Genomic DNA, 19,073 nt, shown 5'->3' with positions numbered 1-19,073 from the left:
GCTAACACAGATGGCGTTGCGCATCCCGCCTCTTTCAATCACTTTCGCGCCCTGTTTTGATGCTTTCGCATCGCAGAAGGGGGCTTCGGTGATGGATTTCACAACAAGCGATATCGATCAGACCGACTGCCGCTTGCTCGGCGAACTGTCCGCGGACGGGCGGATGTCCGACGTGGCGCTGGGCGAACGCGTCAACCTGTCGAGCACGGCGACCGCGCGTCGGCGCAAGATCCTGGAGGAGCGTGGGCTGATCGCCGGCTATACCGCCAGCCTCGATCTCGACCGGCTCGGCTATGGCATCATGGTGCTGGTCTCGATCGAGCTGAACTCGCAAGCGGAGCAGGCGCTGATCGAATTCGAGGAAGCGGTGATGCAATGCCCGTCGATGAGCTTCTGCAGCTTCGTGTCCGGCGACACGGATTTCGTGATGATGGTGCACGTGCGCTCGTTCAACGATTATGACCGGGTCTATCGCAGCGAACTGTCGCGCTTGCCCCATGTGGCCAAGATCCGCAGCAGCTTTATCATGCGTCAGGTCGCCCGTCGTGGCGTGCCGCCGGTGGTCTTCGAACGCTAGGCGCGGCTGACGGCCCAGCGTCGGTCGGATGGCGGAGCGGGTGAAGGCCGCGCCGAGGGGCGTCGGTCGACGCGCGGCACCATGCCCTTGCGTCCGCAACAAGCGAACAAAGCGCTGAATCAGCTAGATACGGAGCATCATCCCGAAAGTGCCGATATGGCCCGTTTGCGGGATTTGCCCACAAAGGCGGCTTCGAACGTCGAAAATCATCACATCAGCCCGAAATTGGCGTGACTTTTCCGAGGATCGCCCATGCCCTAACGTGCAAGCTTATAACCATCGACGCCCGGCTCGACGCATGAAAGTTGCGCGGGCCGCCGCGGCGATACGGTTGCACCCGATCAAGGCGGGGCATGTCGGACGATCCGTGTCGTGCCTCGAATGGCGCGCCGGAGACGAGACGCGGAGCCGGGGAGAGCGATGCCAGCGAGGCTGGTCGATTCTTCTCGGGGGTGTTCGGACATGCAGGTACCATCAGCCACGGCCCAGCGGCGGCGCTATACGGCCCGGCTCGTCACGATGCTGCTTGGTACAGCGGGAACCATGTGGGGCGGCATGGCCGCGGCGCAGGCGCCAGCGTCCTTCGCGGCACCGCCGCCATCGGCGTCGGTGGGCGCGCCCGATGCCGCCGACCTTGCGCTCACCGCAGTGCCGGCGCAGGATACCGGCGCCGACGCCGTCCCGCCCGACGATATCGTCATCACCGGCAGTCGCATCGTCCGCGACGGCTATAGCGCGCCCACCCCCGTGACGGTGCTCGGCGCCGCGGAGCTGGCGGCGCAGCGCCCCGCCAACGTATCCGACTTCGTCAACCAACTTCCGTCGATCGCACAGGGCAGCACCGCGGCAAACAGTTCGGGCTCGCTGTCGAACGGCCTGGCCGGGATCAACTCGGTCAATCTGCGCGGGCTCGGCGCCGGGCGCACACTGGTGTTGCTCAACGGGCAGCGCTCGGTCGCCTCGGCGGTCAACGGCGTGGTGGATGTGAACACCTTCCCGCAGGACCTGATCGAACGCGTCGAGGTCGTGACCGGCGGCGCGTCGGCGCAATACGGGTCCGACGCCGTCGGCGGGGTCGTCAACTTCATCCTCGACGAAAAGTATCGCGGGATCAAATTCGCCGCCGACACCGGCATCACGGAACGCGGCGACGGCCACAATTACCGGTTCGCCGCGACCGTCGGCAAGTCGCTGGCCGGCGACCGGCTCCACCTGCTCGCCAGCGCCGAATATTTCCATCAGGACGGAGTCGCGACGATCGCGCGCGACTGGAACGACCGCGGTTATTTCCAGATCAACAATCCGGCCTACACCGCCACCAACGGCCTGCCGCAACGGCTGGTCGGGGAGGGTTTCGGACCGGCCACCTATACGGCGGGCGGGCTCGTCACCGCCGGGCCGTTGCGCGGCACCTATTTCCTCGCACCGGGCACCACCGGACAGCTCACCTACGGCACGACCAACGCCACCTCGTCGCCATGGATGGTCGGCGGCGACTGGCGCACCACGCTGGCCGGGCACGTGGGCACCAACTCGCTGCTGCCCAACGAGAAGCGCATCAGCCTTTTCTCGCGGCTCGGCTTCGATCTCACGCCGGACGTTCAGGTCTATGGCCAGGTGTCGTTCAACCGCTACGAAGGGCAAAGCTTCTACCAGCAGACGCCGAGCACCGGCGTCACGATCCGCGGTGACAATGCCTATCTGCTGACGCAATATCCCGACGTCGCCGCGCGCATGGCCGCGGCGGGGGTGTCGAGCCTGACGATCGGGACGTCGAACGCCGGCTTCCCCGTGCCCGGCAGCGACAACCGCCGCGACGTCTATCGCTATGTCGGCGGGGCGAAGGGGAAATTGAGCGTCTTCGATCGCAGCTGGTCGTGGGACGTCTATTATCAGCACGGCCTCACCAAGTCGCACGAGGAACTGACCAACACTTGGAACAACGCGCGCATGGCGCTGGCGCAGGACGCGGTGCTGTCCGGCGGCCAGATCGTCTGCCGCTCGACCCTGACCGCTCCGGGCAACGGTTGCGTGCCGATCGACCGGCTCGGTACCGACGGCCCGTCCGCCGCGGCGCTGGGCTACATCTACGGCGCCGCGCAGCCGCAACGCGATCAGTCGATCCAGCAGGACGTCGCCTCGGCGAGCATGAGCGGCACGTTGTTCGATCTGCCCGGCGGCGCGGCGGCGATCGCGTTCGGCGGGGAGTGGCGCAAGGAGCAGATCGACGGGCGGGTCGATCCGCAGTTCAGTTCGGGCTGGCTGTACGGCAATTATCTGGTCAATCGCGGCGACTATAACGTGAAGGAGGGCTTCGTCGAGATCGACCTGCCGCTCTGGCGTGGGCTGACCGTCAACGCCGCCGGGCGCTACACCGATTATTCCACCTCGGGATCGGTGTTCACGTGGAAGGCCGGCGCGACATTCGAGCCGATCCCGGACCTGAAGTTCCGTGGCACCTACAGCCGCGATATCCGCGCGCCCAATCTGCAGGAGCTGTTCGCCGCCGGCACCGCGCGCACCAATACCGTGATCCTGCCCGCCAACGCCCCGGCGACGGGCTCGCAGCAGTTCCTGGAGAACACGATCGGCAACCGCGCGCTCGACCCCGAGAAGGCGAAGAGCTGGACGGTCGGCGCGGTGGCGACCCCCCGCTTCCTGCCCGGGTTCACCGCCTCGTTCGACTATTACGATATCCGCATCAGCGACGCGATCGGCACGATCACCGCGCAGAACACCGTCGATTTCTGCTACTCCGGGACGACGCGCTATTGCGACAACATCGTCTACACCGGCGGCACGCTCAGCTCGATCGTGATCCAGCCCTTCAACTTCGCCAGCCAGGTGGAAAAGGGCTTCGACATCGCGGTGAGCTACCGCCGCGATCTCGCCGACATCGCGTCGTCGCTGCCGGGGCGGCTGACGATCAACGGCGCGGTGACCCACTATATCGAGAACGTCATCGATAACGGAATCTTCCCGGTCGATTATGCCGGGGTCAACGGCGGCAGCCTGTCGGGCACCTATTCGTCGCCGAGCTGGCGCTACCGGGTCAGCGCCTTCTACGATCTCGACGCCTTCACGCTCAACCTCGTCGGCCGCGGCTTCGGCGCCGGCGTATACGGCAACGATTATATCGAGTGCACCAGCGGCTGCCCGACCTCGACGACGCGGTACCGCACGATCAACGACAACGACATCGGCGGCGCCTTCTACCTCGATGCCTCGCTCGGGGTGAAGCTGCGTGCCGGCGGGCGCGAGGGGTCGCTGACCTTCATCGTCACCAACCTGCTCGACAAGGATCCGCTGCTCGTCGGCAACGGCCCCGACGGCAACAACACGCCCGCTTATCCGCAGACGTCGCGCAGCCTTTACGACGTGCTCGGCCGCAGCTTCCGCGTCGCCTTCACCACCAACTTCTGACCGCCGAAACCCAGAGGAGATACGATATGACGAGGTTCCGCGACGCCGTGACCGCGCTGCTGCTCGGTACGATGCTGGCGCCGCAGGCAGCGCTGGCGCAGGCCGGCAAGGCGCTGAAGCGCGAGGCCCAGGACAAGGTCGATGCGCAGGCCAAGGACATCCAGGTGATGGTCGACCAGGTGTTCAGCTATGCCGAGCCCGGCTTTCAGGAGGTTCGCACCTCGGCCTATCTCGAGGACGTGCTGGAGAAGGCCGGCTTCACCGTGACGCGCGGCGTCGCCGGCATCCCGACCGCCTTTACCGCGACCTGGGGCGAAGGCGGTCCGCTGATCGCGCTGGGCAGCGACATCGACGGACTGCTCGGCGTCTCGCAATATCCCGGCATGGCGGAGGCCAAGGCGATGGTGGAGGGCGGCCCCGGCCACGGCGAGGGCCATAATGCCGGGCTGCCGCTGGTGATCGCCGCGGCGATCGCGACCAAATCGGTGATGGAGAAGCATCACATTCCCGGCCGGCTGATGATCTGGCCCGGCGTCGCGGAGGAATTGCTCGCGACCAAGGCCTATTATGTCCGCGACGGGCTGTTCAAGGGCGTCGACGCCTGCATCTTCACGCATGTCAGCAGTGATTTCGGTACCGCGTACGGCGACTTCGGCATGAACGGCATGGTGTCGGTCGAATATCAGTTCCGCGGCAAGACGGCGCATTCGGCGGGCATGCCGTGGGAGGGGCGCTCGGCGCTCGATGCCGTCGAATTGATGAACGCTTCCTGGAATTTCCGGCGCGAGCACCTGCCCGTCACGCAGCGTTCGCACTACGTCATCACCGATGGCGGCGGCCAGCCGAACATCGTCCCGGCGACGGCGTCGGTCTGGTATTATTTCCGCGACCGCAGCTTCGGCGCGATCAAGTCGATGTTCGAGACCGGCAACGAGATCTCCGAGGCGGCCGCGAAGTCGACCGGCACCACCGTCAGCCACCGCGTGCTCGGCTATGCCGCCCCGAACTTTGGCAACAAACCGATCGCCGAGGCAGCCTACGCCAATATCGCCGCTGTCGGCATGCCGCGCTGGTCCGCCGACGATCAGCTTTTCGCCAAGGCGGTGCAGCAGGCCAATCAGCGCAAGGTCGAGCCGCTCAAGGCCAAGGTGAGCGACCTGTCGACCCCGGAGAACCGGCCGCAGTCGATCGGGGGCGGCTCGGACGACATCGGCGACATCATGTGGGCGGTGCCGACGATCACGATCCGCTTTCCTTCCAATGTGCCGAACATGATCGGTCACCATCTCACCTCGGCGATGGCGATGGCCACCCCGATCGCGCACAAGGGAGCGGTGGCCGGCGCGAAGGCGGTGGCGATGACGGTGCTCGATCTGATGACCTCGCCCAAGCTGCTGGCGCAGGCCAAAAGCTATTTCAATGACGTCCAGCTGAAGACCGATACCTACGCACCGCTGATCACCGCGCAGGACAAGCCGGCGATATGGCTCAACGAAAAGGTGATGCGCGACATGCGGCCCCAGCTGGAGAAGTTCTACTATGACCCGGCGCGCTACCCCAGCTATCTCGAGCAGCTGGGCATCAGCTATCCGAACCTGCCGCGTGAAAACAAAACGGCGCCGTGATTGAACATTATCGACAGCACGTCACGCGGCCGATCGACCGTGAGGCGGAGATGACCTCCGCCTCACGCGTCCTTGCACCTCTCACGACCCTTCCTTTGCTCCCGCACGCATCAATCGACGGCATCGTGCGCTAGCGGCCGGGACCAGGCAGGAAGCCGGATGGTCTCCCCCAGCACGGGCCGCGAAGCATCGCGCCGGACGTCGATCCGATAGGCGCCTTCGGCGATGGTCCAGGCGCTTCCGCGCACCCGCGCGAGGAGGCGCGGTTCGAGCAGGATCGAAGCAGCGCGGGTTTCGCCGGGCGCCAGCGCAAGTTTGGCGAAGCCGACGAGACGAGGCTGATAGTCGCAATCGCCGGGCCGCGAGGCATAAACCTGTACGACTTCAGCCCCCTTCCCGCCGCCCTGATTGGTGACGTCGACGCTGACCGCGATCCTTTCCGGCGATGCCGGCCGCACCCGCAAATTCGAGTAAGCGAAGCGCGTATAGCTCAGTCCATAGCCGAATGGATAAAGCGGCGTCTGCCCGGTCCGCGTATACCAGCGATAGCCCACGTCGGCGCCCTCGATGTTATAGTCGATCGGCACCGGCGGTTTCGTCAGCGGCTGGCCCGGATTGGAGACGACGTTCTTGGGATCGATCTGCGCGGGGCGCGGCAATTGCCGCTCGCTGGCGGGGATCGTGTACGGCAACCGGCCCGAGGGATTGACCCGCCCGAACAACACGCCAGCGATCGCATCCGCGCCGCCCGAACCCGGATAGAAGGCCAGCACGACGCCCGCCACCTGTTCGCGCCACGGCATCGCCACCGCACCGCCCGTCTCCAGCACGACGATCGTCTTCGGATTGGCTGCGGCGACCGCGGAGATCATCGCGTCCTGACCGTCCGGCAGCGCCAACGACTGGACGTCCCGGCTCTCGACGCGCCACTGCTCGGCGAACACGATTACCGCATCCGCCTCTGCAGCGGCGCGCACGCTCGCCGCCGGGTTCTTGCCGTCCAGATAGCGAACCTCATGCGCCCCCGCCTCGCGTCGGATCGCATCGAGCGGCGCGCCGGGCTGGTAGACGCGCTTCGCGTTCAAGCCGGGAAGCGAGGCGCCCTCCAGTTCCAGGCTGCCGGTCGGCGTCACCGACGATGAACCGCCGCCCGACAACACGCCGGTGTCGGCGTGCGCGCCGATCACCAGCAGCCGTTTCGCCCCCTTCGCCAGCGGAAGCGCTCCGCCGCGGTTTTCGAGGAGAACAAGCCCGGCTTCCGCCGCCCGCTGCACGATGCGGCGATGCGCATCGTAATCGATCGGGCCACCCGGCCTGGCGGGATCATCGATCGCGCCCACCGCGAACAGGCTGCGTAGCTGGCGGCGAACGGAGTCGTCCACGCGCGCCTGCGGCACGATGCCACGAGCGATCGCGTCGCGCAGCGGCGCGGCAAAGAACGGCTCGCTGTCGAGGTTGGCACCCGACTGAACGTCGAGGCCGGCGAGCGCCGCCTTCACCGTCGAATGCGTCGCGCCCCAGTCGGACATGACCCAGCCCGGATAGCGCCAGTCGCCCTTCAGAACCCGGGAGAGCAGAAAGGCGCTCTCCGACGCCCAATCGCCGTTTACGAGGTTGTAGCCCGGCATCACCGCTCCGGGCCGTCCCTGCTCGATTCCGATCTCGAAGGCGAGCAGGTCGCTCTCGCGCAGCGCGGGCTCGCCGAGCCGCGAATCGACCATCACGCGGCCGGTTTCCTCTGCGTTCACCGCGAAATGCTTGATGGTCGAGACCACGTGGCGCGACTGGATACCGGCGATCGAACCGCCGACGATCATGCCGGTCAGCAGCGGATCCTCTGAGATATACTCGAAATTGCGCCCCCCGCGCGGCTCGCGAAGCAGGTTCGCACCGCCGCCCAGAACCACGTTGAAGCCCTTTGCATGGGCTTCGGCGCCGACCAGCGCACCTGTTTCGCGTGCGATCGCCGGATCGAACGTTGCACCCAGCAGCAGCGACGACGGCAGGGCCGTGGCGCTGTCGCCCGGTCGCACGTCGTTGAGGTTGCCGATGCCGAGGCTCGCGTCCGTCTGCTGCTGCGCCGGTATGCCGAGCCGCGGCACACCCGGAAAGTAGCCGGCGGAGCCGATCGCCCCGGCCGGCTTGGGCTTGCCGGCGGGGGGAATCGCCATCGGGCCCGACATCCAGGCGAACTTTTCCTCTGCCGTCATCCGTCGCAGGGCCGCATCCGCGCGTGCGCCCGGCGAGGGTGCCGGGACGATCCCGCCGGCTTGCGGGATTCGTGCCGGGCCGTGCGATCGAGGGTTCGGCTTCGTGGAGGCGATCTCCGCACGTTGCTCGGCCTGCACGATGGCCGGGGACGGAAGCGGGATCATCGCGCGTCTCCGTCGTTGGTGAGGACGATCTTGCCGATCGTGGTCCCTGCCTCGATCGCATCGTGCGCCTCGCGCAGGGTCGCTGCGGACATCTCGCCCGCGACCCGCGTCAGCGTGGTGACGATGATCGATCGATCGACCAGATCGGCCAGCTCGTTCAGGATCTCGTGCTGACGGATCATGTCGGCGGTGCGGAACAGCGGGCGCGTGAACACCATTTCCCAGCTCACGCTGACGCTCTTCGGCTTCAGCCGGCCGATATCGAGATCGACGTCGTCGATCAGCGCCAGATGCCCCTGCGGCGCTATGATCTCGGCGATTTCGTCCAGCTGGCGATCCGTGCCGGTCAACCCTGCCACAAATTCGACCTGTTCGATGCCGAGGTCGCGGATTTGTGACGCCAGTGGCTTGCGATGATCCACGACATGGTGCGCGCCCATCGTCCTGACCCAGTCGACCGTCTCGGGCCGTGAGGCGGTCGCGACGACGGTCAGGTTCGTCAGGCGGCGTGCGAGTTGGACGAGAACCGAACCGACGCCGCCCGCACCGTTGACGATGAGGATCGTGCCGCCCGTGCCGGCCGGAGCGCGTTCGACGCGGAGCCGGTCGAACAGCAGCTCCCATGCGGTCAGCGCGGTCAGTGGCAGCGCGGCGGCCTGGCCATGATCGAGTGTTGCGGGCTTGCGACCGACGATGCGCTCGTCGACAAGATGATAGTCGGCGTTCGTGCCGGGCCGGTCGATCGTGCCGGTGTAGAAGACCTCATCTCCCGGACGGAACAGCTGCACCGCCTGACCGACCGCGACGACCACGCCCGACGCATCCCAGCCGAGGACCTTGGGAGCGGCAACGTCGCCCGGCGTGTTCGCCCGGACCTTGGTGTCGACCGGATTGACCGACACCGCCTTGACCGCGACGAGCAGATCACGGTCGGATGGCTTTGGTCTGGCGAGTTCGATGTCCTTCAGGACTGCGCTGTCGCCGTTCCGGGTATAGCCCACCGCCTTCATTGGACGTTCTCCTGCCTGGCGTGCCCTGCTGCGGGCGAGGTGTGTTCAACTGATCGTGCGATTGAAGCGCGAACCGCGCTGTCGCGAAGCAGGCTATTGGATCGTGTAGCCGCCATCGACGAGGAGATTGGCGCCCGTGGTGCTGCCTGCCCCGTTACAGGCAAGATACAGCACGGCGAGCGCGATCTCCTCGGGCTCGGCGAAGCGCCGGGTCGGCAGCCTCGCGCGGAACTCCACTCCCGCATCGCCGTCAAAGATGCGCCGGCCAAGCTCTGTGTTGACGACCGTCGGCGATACGGCGTTCACGGTCACACCCTTGGGGCTCCATTCGAAGGCAAGCGCCTTGGTCATGCCGATGATCGCCGCCTTGGTCGCGGTGTAGGCGACATGCCCTGGCAGCGCGATCACGCCCGCCTGCGAGGCCATGTTGACGATGCGTCCGCTGCCGCGAGCGATCATGCGCCGCCCGACCGCCTGAGCGATCAGGAACGGTGCCTTCAGGTTCAGGTCCATCTGGAAATCCCAGCGATCAACCGGGACATGTTCGGCCTCGTCAATCAGCGCAGCGCCGGCGTTGTTGACAAGGATATCGATCGGACCGACGTCCGCCTCGATCCGCGCGATCAGCGGCTCCAACGTGTTAAAGGCGATCAGGTCGGCGACGATCCCGACATGGCCGATACCCGGCAGCCCTGCCGCCACATCCGCAATGGTCTCGACCTTGTCGATGAGGACGACACGGGCACCCGCTTCGGACAGCGCGGTTCCGATCGCAACGCCTAGATTGCCCGCACCGCCGGTGACGATTGCGGTGCGGCCGGTAAGATCATAGGCTCGAGTGATGATGGACATGGCGTAGCCGCCTCCTTCGCGGCACAGATCGGTCCGTTCGTTCGGAGTCGCTGGGGTCGCTCGCGCATTCAGGCCGCGACCGTCTCCTCCAGCGGCGCCATCGCCAGCGGGGGCAGCGCGCGCTGCCAGGCGGAGCCATAGCGGGTATATTGGGGCGGGACCGGCGCGGGTGTCCGCAGGTCATCCGCGGCGGTGCGCGCCCAGAACGGGTCCTTCAGCATCTCGCGCCCGACCAGGACGATGTCGGCCCGGCCGTTCCGAAGGATCTCCTCCGCTTGGCGCCCGGTTTCAATCAGTCCGACCGCGCCCGTCATGATGCCGACCTCGCGCCGGATCAGCTCGGCCGCGGGGACCTGATAATTGGGGAAGGAATCCACCTTCAGCATGGCGATCCCGCCGGACGAGCAGTCGATCAGGTCGACGCCCTGTTCCTTCATCCAGCGACCGTACACGAGGAAGTCCTCCGGCCGGTTGCCGCCCTCGACGTAGTCGGTCGACGATATGCGCACGAACAGCGGACCGTCCCACTCGCCGCGCACCGCGTCGATCACCTCGCGCACGATGCGGTAGCGGTTCTCGTGGCTGCCGCCATACGCGTCGGTGCGGTGATTGGCCTTGGGCGACAGGAACTCGTTCAGCAGATAGCCATGCGCCGTATGGATCTCGAGCACGTCGAACCCGGCTTCGCGGGCACGGCGTGCCGCCTGTCGGAACGCGTCGACCAGCGCCGCGATCTGCGCGATCGACAGTGCCTGCGGCACGCGCGAGTCCGGCGTGAAGGGAATGGCCGATGGCGCCACGGACGGCAAATCCGCGATCGGATACTGGCGGCCGGCGTGGCCGATCTGGCACCCCGCCTTGGCGCCCATCGCGTGGATGGTGTTCACCAGTTCGGCCAGGCCGTGGACGTGACTTTCGTCCCAGATGCCGAGATCGCCCGGACCAATCATGCCGTTGGGCTGCACCGCGGTAGTCTCTAGAAAGACTAGCCCCGCCCCGCCGAGCGCGCGCGCACCGTAATGGACATGGTGGAAAGTCGTGACATCGCCGGTCGGCGTGGCGGAATGCATGCACATCGGGGACATCGCGATGCGATTGCGGAGTTTGACACCGCGGATGGTCAGCGGTTCGAAAAGCTTGGTCATGGTTCACCTGCTGCACGAGACTGGATGGATCCCATTTATTGAGCAGGCCAAAACGAACAATACGGCTAAAGTTTACACATACTACCCTTAAGCGTACCGTGGCGATCGTGGTTCAGGCCGTGCCGGCGATGAGCGCACTGGCCGGTATCGGTGGGCAAAACGGCATAAGGGACCGCGTCGAGCAGCCGGGCGCCGTCAGGCGACCCGCTCGACCGGATCGTCGGCGAGCGTCGTGAGATGGCGCCGGTCGAGCCAGCCGCGGCCCCAGTCGCACAGCTGCATCAGGATCGGCGCGATCGATCGCCCCTCCTCCGTCAGCGAATATTCCACCTTGGGCGGCACCACGGCATAGACGGTGCGATTGATGAACCCGTCCTCCTCCAGCTCCCGCAATTGCTTTGCCAGCAAGCGCGCGGTGCTTCCGGGGCAGCGCCGTTGAAGGGCATTGAACCGCGTCGTGCCGTCTTGCAGCAGATGGTACAGGATCACGCCCTTCCAACGACCGTTGATGAGATTGAGCGCCGCTTCGATCGTGCAGGCTGGGACGGCATCGTAGTTCCGGCGCTTGGGCACGGGCATCTCCACGGTACGGTTAATGACAGTATAGGCCGATGTAAGAGCTGACCCGAGGCATTCGCAAGCGGTCAGTTCTCATCGGCGGCCAAAGCCGCGGGCGGGATAGGAAACGGCATGCGCGGTCGGATAGGCTAGCGGCCTTTGCCGTTGCGGCGAGGCGATCGCCCGCTGCCCAGCGCGGGCGCGACTTACCGTGGCGACATTCGCCACCGCTTCGGCCATCAGCCCGAAAAACCGCGCGGACGCTGCCCCAGTCGATCGGATGCGACACGGCGCGGCGGGCCGATGGTAGCGTCCGGCCAGGGAAGCGGCGGGGCGGCCGCACCTGGCGCGGATTCGGATTGCGCCGTTCCGTCGGCGTCATGGCGCGGTCATGCGGCATGCGGCGGGTGCCTGACCCAGGTTGTCGGGCCGGCGGCGGCCGAAGATGCGGGCAGTTGCGGCCTGGCTGAGCGTCGCGAGCATCGGCGCGCAGCCCCCCTCCCGCCCGTTCACGCCTGAAATGCCTGCGCCTGACGCGTGGCCGTTCGCCGGCCCAACCTCACGGGCCGGCCACAACAGAAGCCTTGTCGTCACCGGCGCCGCGATGCCATTGGTTGGCGAGATAGTGCAGACGCTCTGTTTCGAAATGAAGCCCTGCTTCAGGCGAACGTAGCGCGGCCGTAAGCCGCTAACAGGTCGCCGTGGTCGAGCGGAGCGCGGAACGCGATGTGTCCGTCCGGGCGGACCAGCAGCAGCGCAGGACGGCCGATCAGGCCGAAGGCACGATGCGCGTGCAGGTCCAGGTCGAACAGCGTGTCGACCCCTCCCACAGCTTTGCCCGCCGGATGCGCCACGATCGCACTCGATCGCACGTGAAGCCAGGGATCGGCGTCCGCGATGGCCACCGCGATCTGCTTGGCCGCGCCCTCGACCATGCCGTCGAACGCGAGAAGCGACCAGCCCCAACTCAGGATATCCGAAGCATAAATGCGGCTGAATAGCGTGCCCGTCTCACCGTTCGGCAAGCGAACGGTGGCATCCGGCGCGCGGTCCCCCGCACGAGGTTCGCCAGCATGCAAGGGCTTACTGAGCAGCCCCATATGATCAGCATTCAGCGGGCTGTCAGGATAGCTTACGTCGATCTGCTGCAGGTCGTTGGTGCCCTGTATCAGCGAGCCGATGTTCGGCACCACCCGTGACACCGCCTCCAGCGCCGCATCGGCGATCTTTCCGCGATACATAAGCTTCCTGAACGCACCTGCCTGCTGCTCGTCGAGCCGCTTGCGCTCACGCTGCCGCTCGGCGTCGTAAGAGCCGAGAACGACGGGTGCTGCTGCACCTGCCAGCGTCATGGCGAGCCGCCAGGCAACCTCCACCGCGTCGTGGAACCCCGCGTTCATGCCCTGCCCGCCGATCGGCAGCGTGAAGTGGCCGGCGTCGTCCACCAGCAGGATGCGACCCTTCGCATAATGCGGCGAGACGCCGTGCTTGAAGCGGTTGCGCGTGCACCAGATTGGATCGGTCAGCGTCAGGCTGTCGTCGCCGGTGACCTGGCGGGTGAGCGCGATCATCTCGTCCAGCGTCGGGTCGCGGTCCGGCACGCCCGCGTCGTCGGTCAGCACGAACAGCCGATGATAGCCGCCCCACACGGGCATGACGCCCATAAACCCGCGCTCGAAGTAGAAGAACCAGAGCTGGTCCGGGTCGACCGGTCGCTTCCACGACAGCCTGGCATCGACCTGACGATTGATCCGGCCCTCGAACGCCTCGGCCTGAAGGTCTTCGCCGATCGATTTGCGCACGAGGCCTTCGTTGCCGTCCGCGCCGATCAGGTAGCGGCAGCGCAGGTGTCGCATCGCCCCGCCGCCATCCGGATCGTCGGTGTAGCTGACGGTGACGCCGCCGTCGTCCTGCGCGACCTCCGTCACCTTCACCCCGCGCATGATCCGCCCGCCGCGCTTGTCGTAGGCGCCGGACAGCGTCTCCTCGATCACGTCCTGACCGCTGTAGAGCACGCGCGCAAAGGGGCTCGACGCCTCGTCCACCGCGATGGGCGCGCCGGGCCTGCCGAAGAAGATCGAGTTGATCCGGGTGACAGGATAGGACCGCTCCGCCAGCGCGTCGCGCAACCCAATGCTGTCGAGCAGTTCCTGCGGGCGCGCCCACAGGTTGTTGGCGCGCGAATAGGGCTTCGCTTCCTCGCGCTGTTCCAGCATCAGGCAATCGACCCCGTGATGGCGCAGCGCGCAGCCCGCGGTCAGGGCGATCGGCCCCGCGCCGACGACGATCACGTCGGCGTCATAAGCTTGGCTTGGAGCGTTCATCGCCTGCCCTTCCGTCGAGCTATGCAAATCGGCGTCGGTCCGGTTGGCGGGACGACGCGATCGAAAAGGATCAGGCGACGCAGATGCCGGGCACGGTCACCGTCTTGAACAGGTGGGGGGAAGCGACCGCCTGCTCGGGATAGGCGGACAGCTTGGCGCGGAACTCGGGGTGGGTGAAGGCATCCCGGAATCGCGCACTCGATTCCCATACGGCGTAGTTGAGGTAGGCGGGGCTGTCCCCCACGGCACGGTGCAACTGGGTAGAGATGAAGCCCGGCTGCGCCTTCATGAAGTGCGCATCGTCGGTCCACGCATCAAGGAACGCCTGCTCGTCGGCGGGATCGAGCAGGAAGAGATTGACCAGCACCACCGGCGACGTCTCGACGCCGAGTTGCTGCTGGATCGGGAAGGCGGGGTCCATCGGACGCATGTAGGGCATGAGCGTCGATCCATTTATTACGAACCAAATCGAATTCGCCGCAACTCACTACCAATTTGACATCACGATGTCAAAACGCAATCGAGGTTTCATGTCACGTAACGTCACCGGCACCGCTACGACGCGCCTTACTCAGCTGATCCTTGAGGTGTTCACGCTCAACAATCGACTGCTGACGAGCGGCGATCGGCTCGTTGGCCAGCTAGGGCTGTCGAGCACACGCTGGCAGGTGCTGGGTTTCATCATTGAAAACGAGCGGACCCAACCTGTCGCTTGGATCGCGCGTGAGATGGGCGCCTACCGGCAGAACATCCAGCGCATCGTCAACGAACTGGTCGTGGACGGGCTGCTGCAATTCGCGCCCAACCCCCACCATCGCCGCGCGCACCTCGTCGTACCTACCGACAAGGGTGTGGCGGCCCACAAAGCGGCCCTGCAAGTCCAGCGCCCGTGGGCTGAAGCACTGGCGAGCGGCATTTCCGATGCCGACCTGGAAATCGCGCACCGCGTCGTCACCACGCTGCGTGAAAGACTGGAACGGACGGGTGATCGTGACGCGCGGGAAAACAAATAGCGAAGACGATCTGCGACCCACCGTGAACATCAGGAACGCAGTCGGTTATCTCGAAGAATCAAACGGCATCGACATGTCGCCGGGCATGATCTCGACGGTGACCGAAGCGGTGCTGGACATCATGGCGGCAGCGCGGCCGCCCTTTCCACACCTGGTGCTCGCCGGCGTTCTACGATCCGATCCGGGAAGGTCTCCGCGCGCAAAGACCCGCTGGAGCACGCCACCCGTCGCGGTGTTGCAGCATCATCTTCTGACGGTAGAGCATGCACGCCCGTTCGTCCGGTGCGGTGGGAGACAGGGCCATGTCACCCGCCGTCGATCGTGGCCGTCTGCAATATGCGCGCGGTCCTGTCGCGGCTGACACGGCACGCTTGCGCATCCTGTTTGAGGTCGATCCCATAGGTGGGGACGATCTTCCTTAGTGCCGGCAACCAGTCGCTTTCGACCAACCGTTCGGGGAAGCAGCGATGCAGCGTTTCGAGCGCGATCGCCGCAGCGGTCGACGCCCCCGGTGATGCCCCCATCAGGGCGATCAGGGAGCGGTCGCTGGCACCCACCAGCGCCGTTCCGAAATCCAGCGTACCGCCGCCATTCCCGGTCGGTCGGATGATCTGGACGCGTTGCCCCGCCACTGCTTCGTGCCAATCCTCCTCCCGCGCATCGGGGAAGAACTGCTTTAGCGTCTCGAAGCGGCTGCTCTCGGTCAGGATCAGCTGGTCGGCCAGATATTCCTCTAAGCCGAAGGAATGGATGCCGACATCGATCATCGGCCCCAAATTTCCCCATCTCAGCGACAGCGGCAGGTCGAACCACGATCCCTGCTTCAGGAATTTGGGGCTGAAGCCGGCATAGGGGCCGAACAGGATCGAGTGTCGCCCATCGACCACGCGCGCGTCCAGATGTGGAACGGACATGGGTGGCGATCCGTGCGCGGCTTTGCCATAAACCTTTACCTTATGCCGCTCGACGATCTCGGGACGGTCGCAGCGCAGCCAGATGCCGCTGATCGGAAAACCGCCATAGCCATGCCCCTCGGGAATACCGCTCTTCTGCAGGAGGCTCAGCGATGCCCCGCCAGCTCCGATGAAGACGAATCTGGCGTCCAGCGTCCCGGACGCGGCCCCTTTTCCATGCGCACGGTATCCGATGTGCCAGCGCCCGTCCGGCTTCCGCGAGAGCGCATCGACTTCGGCACCGAAGAGATCGTGGAAACCCGGCTTCGCCTGCAGCGCATCGAACAGCAAACGGGTGAGCGTGCCATAGTCGACGTCGGTGCCCGTCACCATCCGCGTGGCGGCAACCGGTGCGGCGGGATCGCGCCCGGTCATGACGAGCGGCGCCCATCCGGCGATGACGCCCGGGTCCTCGCTATACTCCATGCCGGCGAAGCAATGATGGGCGCTCATCGCCGCGTGGCGCTTCTTCAGGAATGCCATGTTGTCCTGGCCAACGACGAAGGCACAATGCGGACAGGCGCGGATGAAGGCCGACGGATCGGGGATGTCGCCCGTCTCCACCAGATGGGACCAAAGCTGCCGCGACAAATCGAACTGGACGTTGACGTCCAGGGCCTTCGAGATGTCGACGCTCCCGTCGGCCTTCTCCGGCGTGTAGTTCATCTCGCAATTGGCCGCGTGCCCGGTGCCGGCGTTGTTCCAGCCGTCCGAACTCTCCAATGCGGGGGCCTCCAGCCGTTCGAGGATCGCGATCGTCAGCTTCGGATCCAGCGCACGCAGGAGCGTCGCGAGCGTGGTGCTCATGATGCCCGCCCCGATCAGCGCGACATCGACCAGCCTGGCATCGGCAGATTTCATGGCTGCCCCCTTAACGCTTGGCCTTGAAGCCGACATCGCGGCCTTCCGGCAGGATGACATAGGCCCGCCGCCAGGGCTCCTCGCCGATGATGCGCCAGACATGGCCGGTGCCCGTGGTATCTTCCGCCAGCAGGACATCCCCCGGCCGGATGATGAACGATTGATGGTCGTGCGTCGTGAATTCCAGCGTTCCGCCCAAGGTGAGGACAAGCTGATAGGTCGGCGCGTCATGCCATTCGAGCGCTTGATCGGGCCGCGTCTCGCGGAAGGATACGGATGTTGCACCAACAGTAGATCCGATGAAATCTCCGTCTTTTCCACCGCTTAACCCGATAACGCCCTCTTCGAACGATGAATTTCCCGCGTCGTTCGTCCAAATGCGGATACACCTGATCATGTCATCCTCGCTCGGCATTTGCAAAGGCGTTGGTGAGACCTTGGGCATAATACGATTCGAGCGATCGAAATATCCATGGCAGGATACCGGCCCTATAAGCGAGCGCCGGGCATCAGGCGATGGTCACGTCCAGTGCGACCTGCATGAGTCGACCAATTGGCTTTCTTTTGACGTGGCTATAGTTCGTGCTCGCGACGATCGCACAACGTTCAGGGCCTGGGTGACGTGCTCCCCGAGAATCATGCCATTGGTAAGTTAGCTCGTCATGTGGAGACGAGCGATGCGGCGAGGGCGTTTTACCGAGGATCAGATCATAGGCGTGCTGCGTGAGCACGAGGCTGGCGTGAAGACCGCGGAGCTGTGCCGGAAGCACGGGATCAGCGATGCGACGTTCTACAACTGGAAGGCGAAATACGGCGGGATGACCGTGTCGGAAGCGGCGCGGTTGCGGACGCTGGAGGACGAGAACCGACGGCTGAAGAAGCTGCTGGCGGAGTCGATGCTGGACGTGTCGGCACTGAAGGATCTGCTGGGAAAAAACTGACCCGGTCTGTGGATCGCTACGCTGCGGTGGAGAAGCTGATGACCGACCACGGCTTCTCCGAGCGTCGCGCCTGCAGGCTGGTCGGGGTCAACCGGTCGGCGTGGCAATATGAGCCGCTTCGCGGAAAGGACGATGCTGTTCGCGAGCGGATGCGCGAGATCGCCAACGAACGTCGCCGGTTCGGCTATCGCCGACTTGCGATCCTGCTCAGGCGCGAAGGCAAGGGCATGAACCTGAAGAAGGTGTATCGGCTGTATCGCGAAGAGCGGCTGACGGTGCGCAAACGTGGCGGGCGGAAACGAGCGCTGGGCACGCGGGCGCCGATGGCGATCCCGCAGGAGGCCAACCATCGCTGGTCGCTCGACTTCGTGTCGGATGCATTGGCCTGCGGCCGGCGGTTCCGCGTGCTCAACGTCATCGACGACTACAGCCGGGAATGCCTGGCATGCATCGTCGACACCTCGTTATCGGGCCGGCGTGTCGTCCGCGAACTCACCGCTATTGCGGAGCGTCGCGGGCTGCCGTGCATGGTGGCCAGCGACAACGGCACCGAACTGACCAGTCATGCCGTGCTCGCCTGATGCCAGGACACCGGCGTCGAGTGGCATTACATTGCACCGGGCAAGCCGAAGCAGAACGGCTTCGTGGAATCGTTCAATGGTCGCTTGCGCGACGAGTGCCTGAACGAGCACCTGTTCCCCTCGCTGGCTGCGGCGAGACGGATCATCGAGGCATGGCGGACCGACTATAACACCGTGCGTCCGCACAGCAGCCTTGGCGGCATGGCACCCGCCGAGTTTACCAACCGACCACGCCACGGGCATAAGGACACCGAAGCTAGCTTATCCGCGGCCTGAAAATGGGGAGCACGTCACCGAGGAAGGGCGTCAGGGCAATGCGACGGCCGCGCGACTACGCCAGCTGATCACGGAGCTGGAGACCCTCTACCAGAACTGCTCATTGGCGTTGCCGGTCCTGCGCTGCAGACGATGATCGCCGTCCGAGAAGCGGAGAAGGCGCAGTTCGCCCGCCGCGCGCGGAACGAGGCACAGGGGACACCCGCCATGCCGATGCCGACGTCCTTGGTTCTTCGGGAGCGGTTCAGCCGAAAGGTCGCGGCGCTCCGCCAATCGCTCGATGATGCATCGATCCGGACCGAGGCGGCAGCGGTGCTGTCGACGCTGATCGAGAGCGTGACGATCTACCCGGACGAGGCGGGTGGCCCGGAGGCCGAGGCGGTGGCGAAGGTAGCGGACTTGCTCGGCTGGGCCATAAACGACGACGCCGCCCCGAAAGGGCGGCGTATCGAGTTCCATGGCGTTGGTTGCGGGGACAGGATTTGAACCTGTGACCTTCAGGTTATGAGCCTGACGAGCTACCGGGCTGCTCCACCCCGCGCCGAGGTGTGTGTGTGAA

The 19,073-nt window shown here is 65.5% G+C and carries 14 protein-coding genes, 1 tRNA gene and 1 pseudogene; 6 read left to right on the top strand and 10 right to left on the bottom strand.

Features of this window, described 5'->3' with window-relative positions; translation table 11 throughout:
- The first annotated feature begins 10 nt into the window (after positions 1–10).
- The 3 genes from J2Y58_RS09450 to J2Y58_RS09440 all read left to right on the top strand — a co-directional run bounded on the left by J2Y58_RS09450 (position 11) and on the right by J2Y58_RS09440 (position 5,625).
- Positions 11–577, top strand: a complete 567-nt coding sequence (locus J2Y58_RS09450; protein WP_310102034.1) for an Lrp/AsnC family transcriptional regulator — start codon at positions 11–13, stop codon at positions 575–577.
- Between the two features lie 462 nt (positions 578–1,039).
- Positions 1,040–4,000 (top strand): TonB-dependent receptor domain-containing protein, encoded by a 2,961-nt coding sequence (locus J2Y58_RS09445; protein WP_310102032.1) that lies wholly within the window; start codon positions 1,040–1,042, stop codon positions 3,998–4,000.
- Positions 4,001–4,026: 26 nt separating this feature from the next.
- Complete coding sequence (locus J2Y58_RS09440; RefSeq protein ID WP_310102029.1) at positions 4,027–5,625, top strand: amidohydrolase; 1,599 nt, start codon at positions 4,027–4,029, stop codon at positions 5,623–5,625.
- 110 nt (positions 5,626–5,735) lie between these two features.
- Here the strand turns inward: J2Y58_RS09440 and J2Y58_RS09435 are convergent, their stop codons facing one another.
- The 7 genes from J2Y58_RS09435 to J2Y58_RS09405 all read right to left on the bottom strand — a co-directional run bounded on the left by J2Y58_RS09435 (position 5,736) and on the right by J2Y58_RS09405 (position 14,328).
- Positions 5,736–8,000: a glycoside hydrolase family 3 C-terminal domain-containing protein gene (locus J2Y58_RS09435; protein WP_310102027.1), complete on the bottom strand. Its 2,265-nt coding sequence runs from the start codon at positions 7,998–8,000 to the stop codon at positions 5,736–5,738.
- Complete coding sequence (locus J2Y58_RS09430; protein ID WP_310102023.1) at positions 7,997–9,010, bottom strand: zinc-binding alcohol dehydrogenase family protein; 1,014 nt, start codon at positions 9,008–9,010, stop codon at positions 7,997–7,999. Before J2Y58_RS09430 ends, J2Y58_RS09435 begins: the two co-directional genes overlap by 4 nt.
- Positions 9,011–9,103: 93 nt before the next feature.
- Positions 9,104–9,862: a GolD/DthD family dehydrogenase gene (locus J2Y58_RS09425; RefSeq protein ID WP_310102021.1), complete on the bottom strand. Its 759-nt coding sequence runs from the start codon at positions 9,860–9,862 to the stop codon at positions 9,104–9,106.
- 68 nt (positions 9,863–9,930) lie between these two features.
- Positions 9,931–11,007, bottom strand: coding sequence for an NADPH dehydrogenase NamA (namA, locus tag J2Y58_RS09420; RefSeq protein WP_310102018.1), 1,077 nt, complete (start codon positions 11,005–11,007; stop codon positions 9,931–9,933).
- Positions 11,008–11,202: 195 nt separating this feature from the next.
- Positions 11,203–11,586 carry a helix-turn-helix domain-containing protein gene (locus J2Y58_RS09415; protein WP_310102015.1) on the bottom strand — a complete coding sequence of 128 codons (384 nt, stop codon included), beginning with the start codon at positions 11,584–11,586 and terminating at the stop codon, positions 11,203–11,205.
- Positions 11,587–12,224: 638 nt separating this feature from the next.
- Complete coding sequence (locus J2Y58_RS09410; protein ID WP_310102013.1) at positions 12,225–13,889, bottom strand: FAD-dependent monooxygenase; 1,665 nt, start codon at positions 13,887–13,889, stop codon at positions 12,225–12,227.
- A 70-nt stretch (positions 13,890–13,959) separates the two neighbouring features.
- Complete coding sequence (locus J2Y58_RS09405) at positions 13,960–14,328, bottom strand: antibiotic biosynthesis monooxygenase family protein (RefSeq protein WP_310102010.1); 369 nt, start codon at positions 14,326–14,328, stop codon at positions 13,960–13,962.
- Between J2Y58_RS09405 and J2Y58_RS09400 the strand changes: the two genes are divergently transcribed.
- Positions 14,327–14,902: a MarR family transcriptional regulator gene (locus J2Y58_RS09400; RefSeq protein WP_310102007.1), complete on the top strand. Its 576-nt coding sequence runs from the start codon at positions 14,327–14,329 to the stop codon at positions 14,900–14,902. The genes J2Y58_RS09405 and J2Y58_RS09400 overlap by 2 nt on opposite strands.
- Positions 14,903–15,207: 305 nt before the next feature.
- On the opposite strand, the gene mqo is transcribed toward J2Y58_RS09400, so the two are convergent.
- Together mqo and J2Y58_RS09390 are read right to left on the bottom strand one after the other, a co-directional pair.
- Positions 15,208–16,716 (bottom strand): malate dehydrogenase (quinone), encoded by a 1,509-nt coding sequence (mqo, locus tag J2Y58_RS09395; RefSeq protein WP_310102005.1) that lies wholly within the window; start codon positions 16,714–16,716, stop codon positions 15,208–15,210.
- A gap of 10 nt (positions 16,717–16,726) precedes the next feature.
- Positions 16,727–17,161 carry an AraC family ligand binding domain-containing protein gene (locus tag J2Y58_RS09390; protein WP_310102002.1) on the bottom strand — a complete coding sequence of 145 codons (435 nt, stop codon included), beginning with the start codon at positions 17,159–17,161 and terminating at the stop codon, positions 16,727–16,729.
- 232 nt (positions 17,162–17,393) lie between these two features.
- Here J2Y58_RS09390 and J2Y58_RS09385 point away from each other — a divergent pair.
- Both J2Y58_RS09385 and J2Y58_RS09380 read left to right on the top strand, forming a co-directional pair.
- Positions 17,394–18,514 (top strand): annotated as a pseudogene (locus J2Y58_RS09385) (IS3 family transposase).
- 132 nt (positions 18,515–18,646) lie between these two features.
- Positions 18,647–19,000, top strand: coding sequence for a hypothetical protein (locus tag J2Y58_RS09380; RefSeq protein ID WP_310101999.1), 354 nt, complete (start codon positions 18,647–18,649; stop codon positions 18,998–19,000).
- Here J2Y58_RS09380 and J2Y58_RS09375 read toward each other — a convergent pair.
- A tRNA-Met gene (locus J2Y58_RS09375) sits at positions 18,979–19,055 on the bottom strand. The genes J2Y58_RS09380 and J2Y58_RS09375 overlap by 22 nt on opposite strands.
- Between the last annotated feature and the right edge of the window lie 18 nt (positions 19,056–19,073).

This window comes from Sphingomonas sp. BE138 (assembly GCF_031456125.1).
Classification (GTDB): domain Bacteria; phylum Pseudomonadota; class Alphaproteobacteria; order Sphingomonadales; family Sphingomonadaceae; genus Sphingomonas.
The sequence above is the reverse complement of the archived record's forward strand: the minus strand, read 5'-3'. Positions and strand labels throughout refer to the sequence as shown.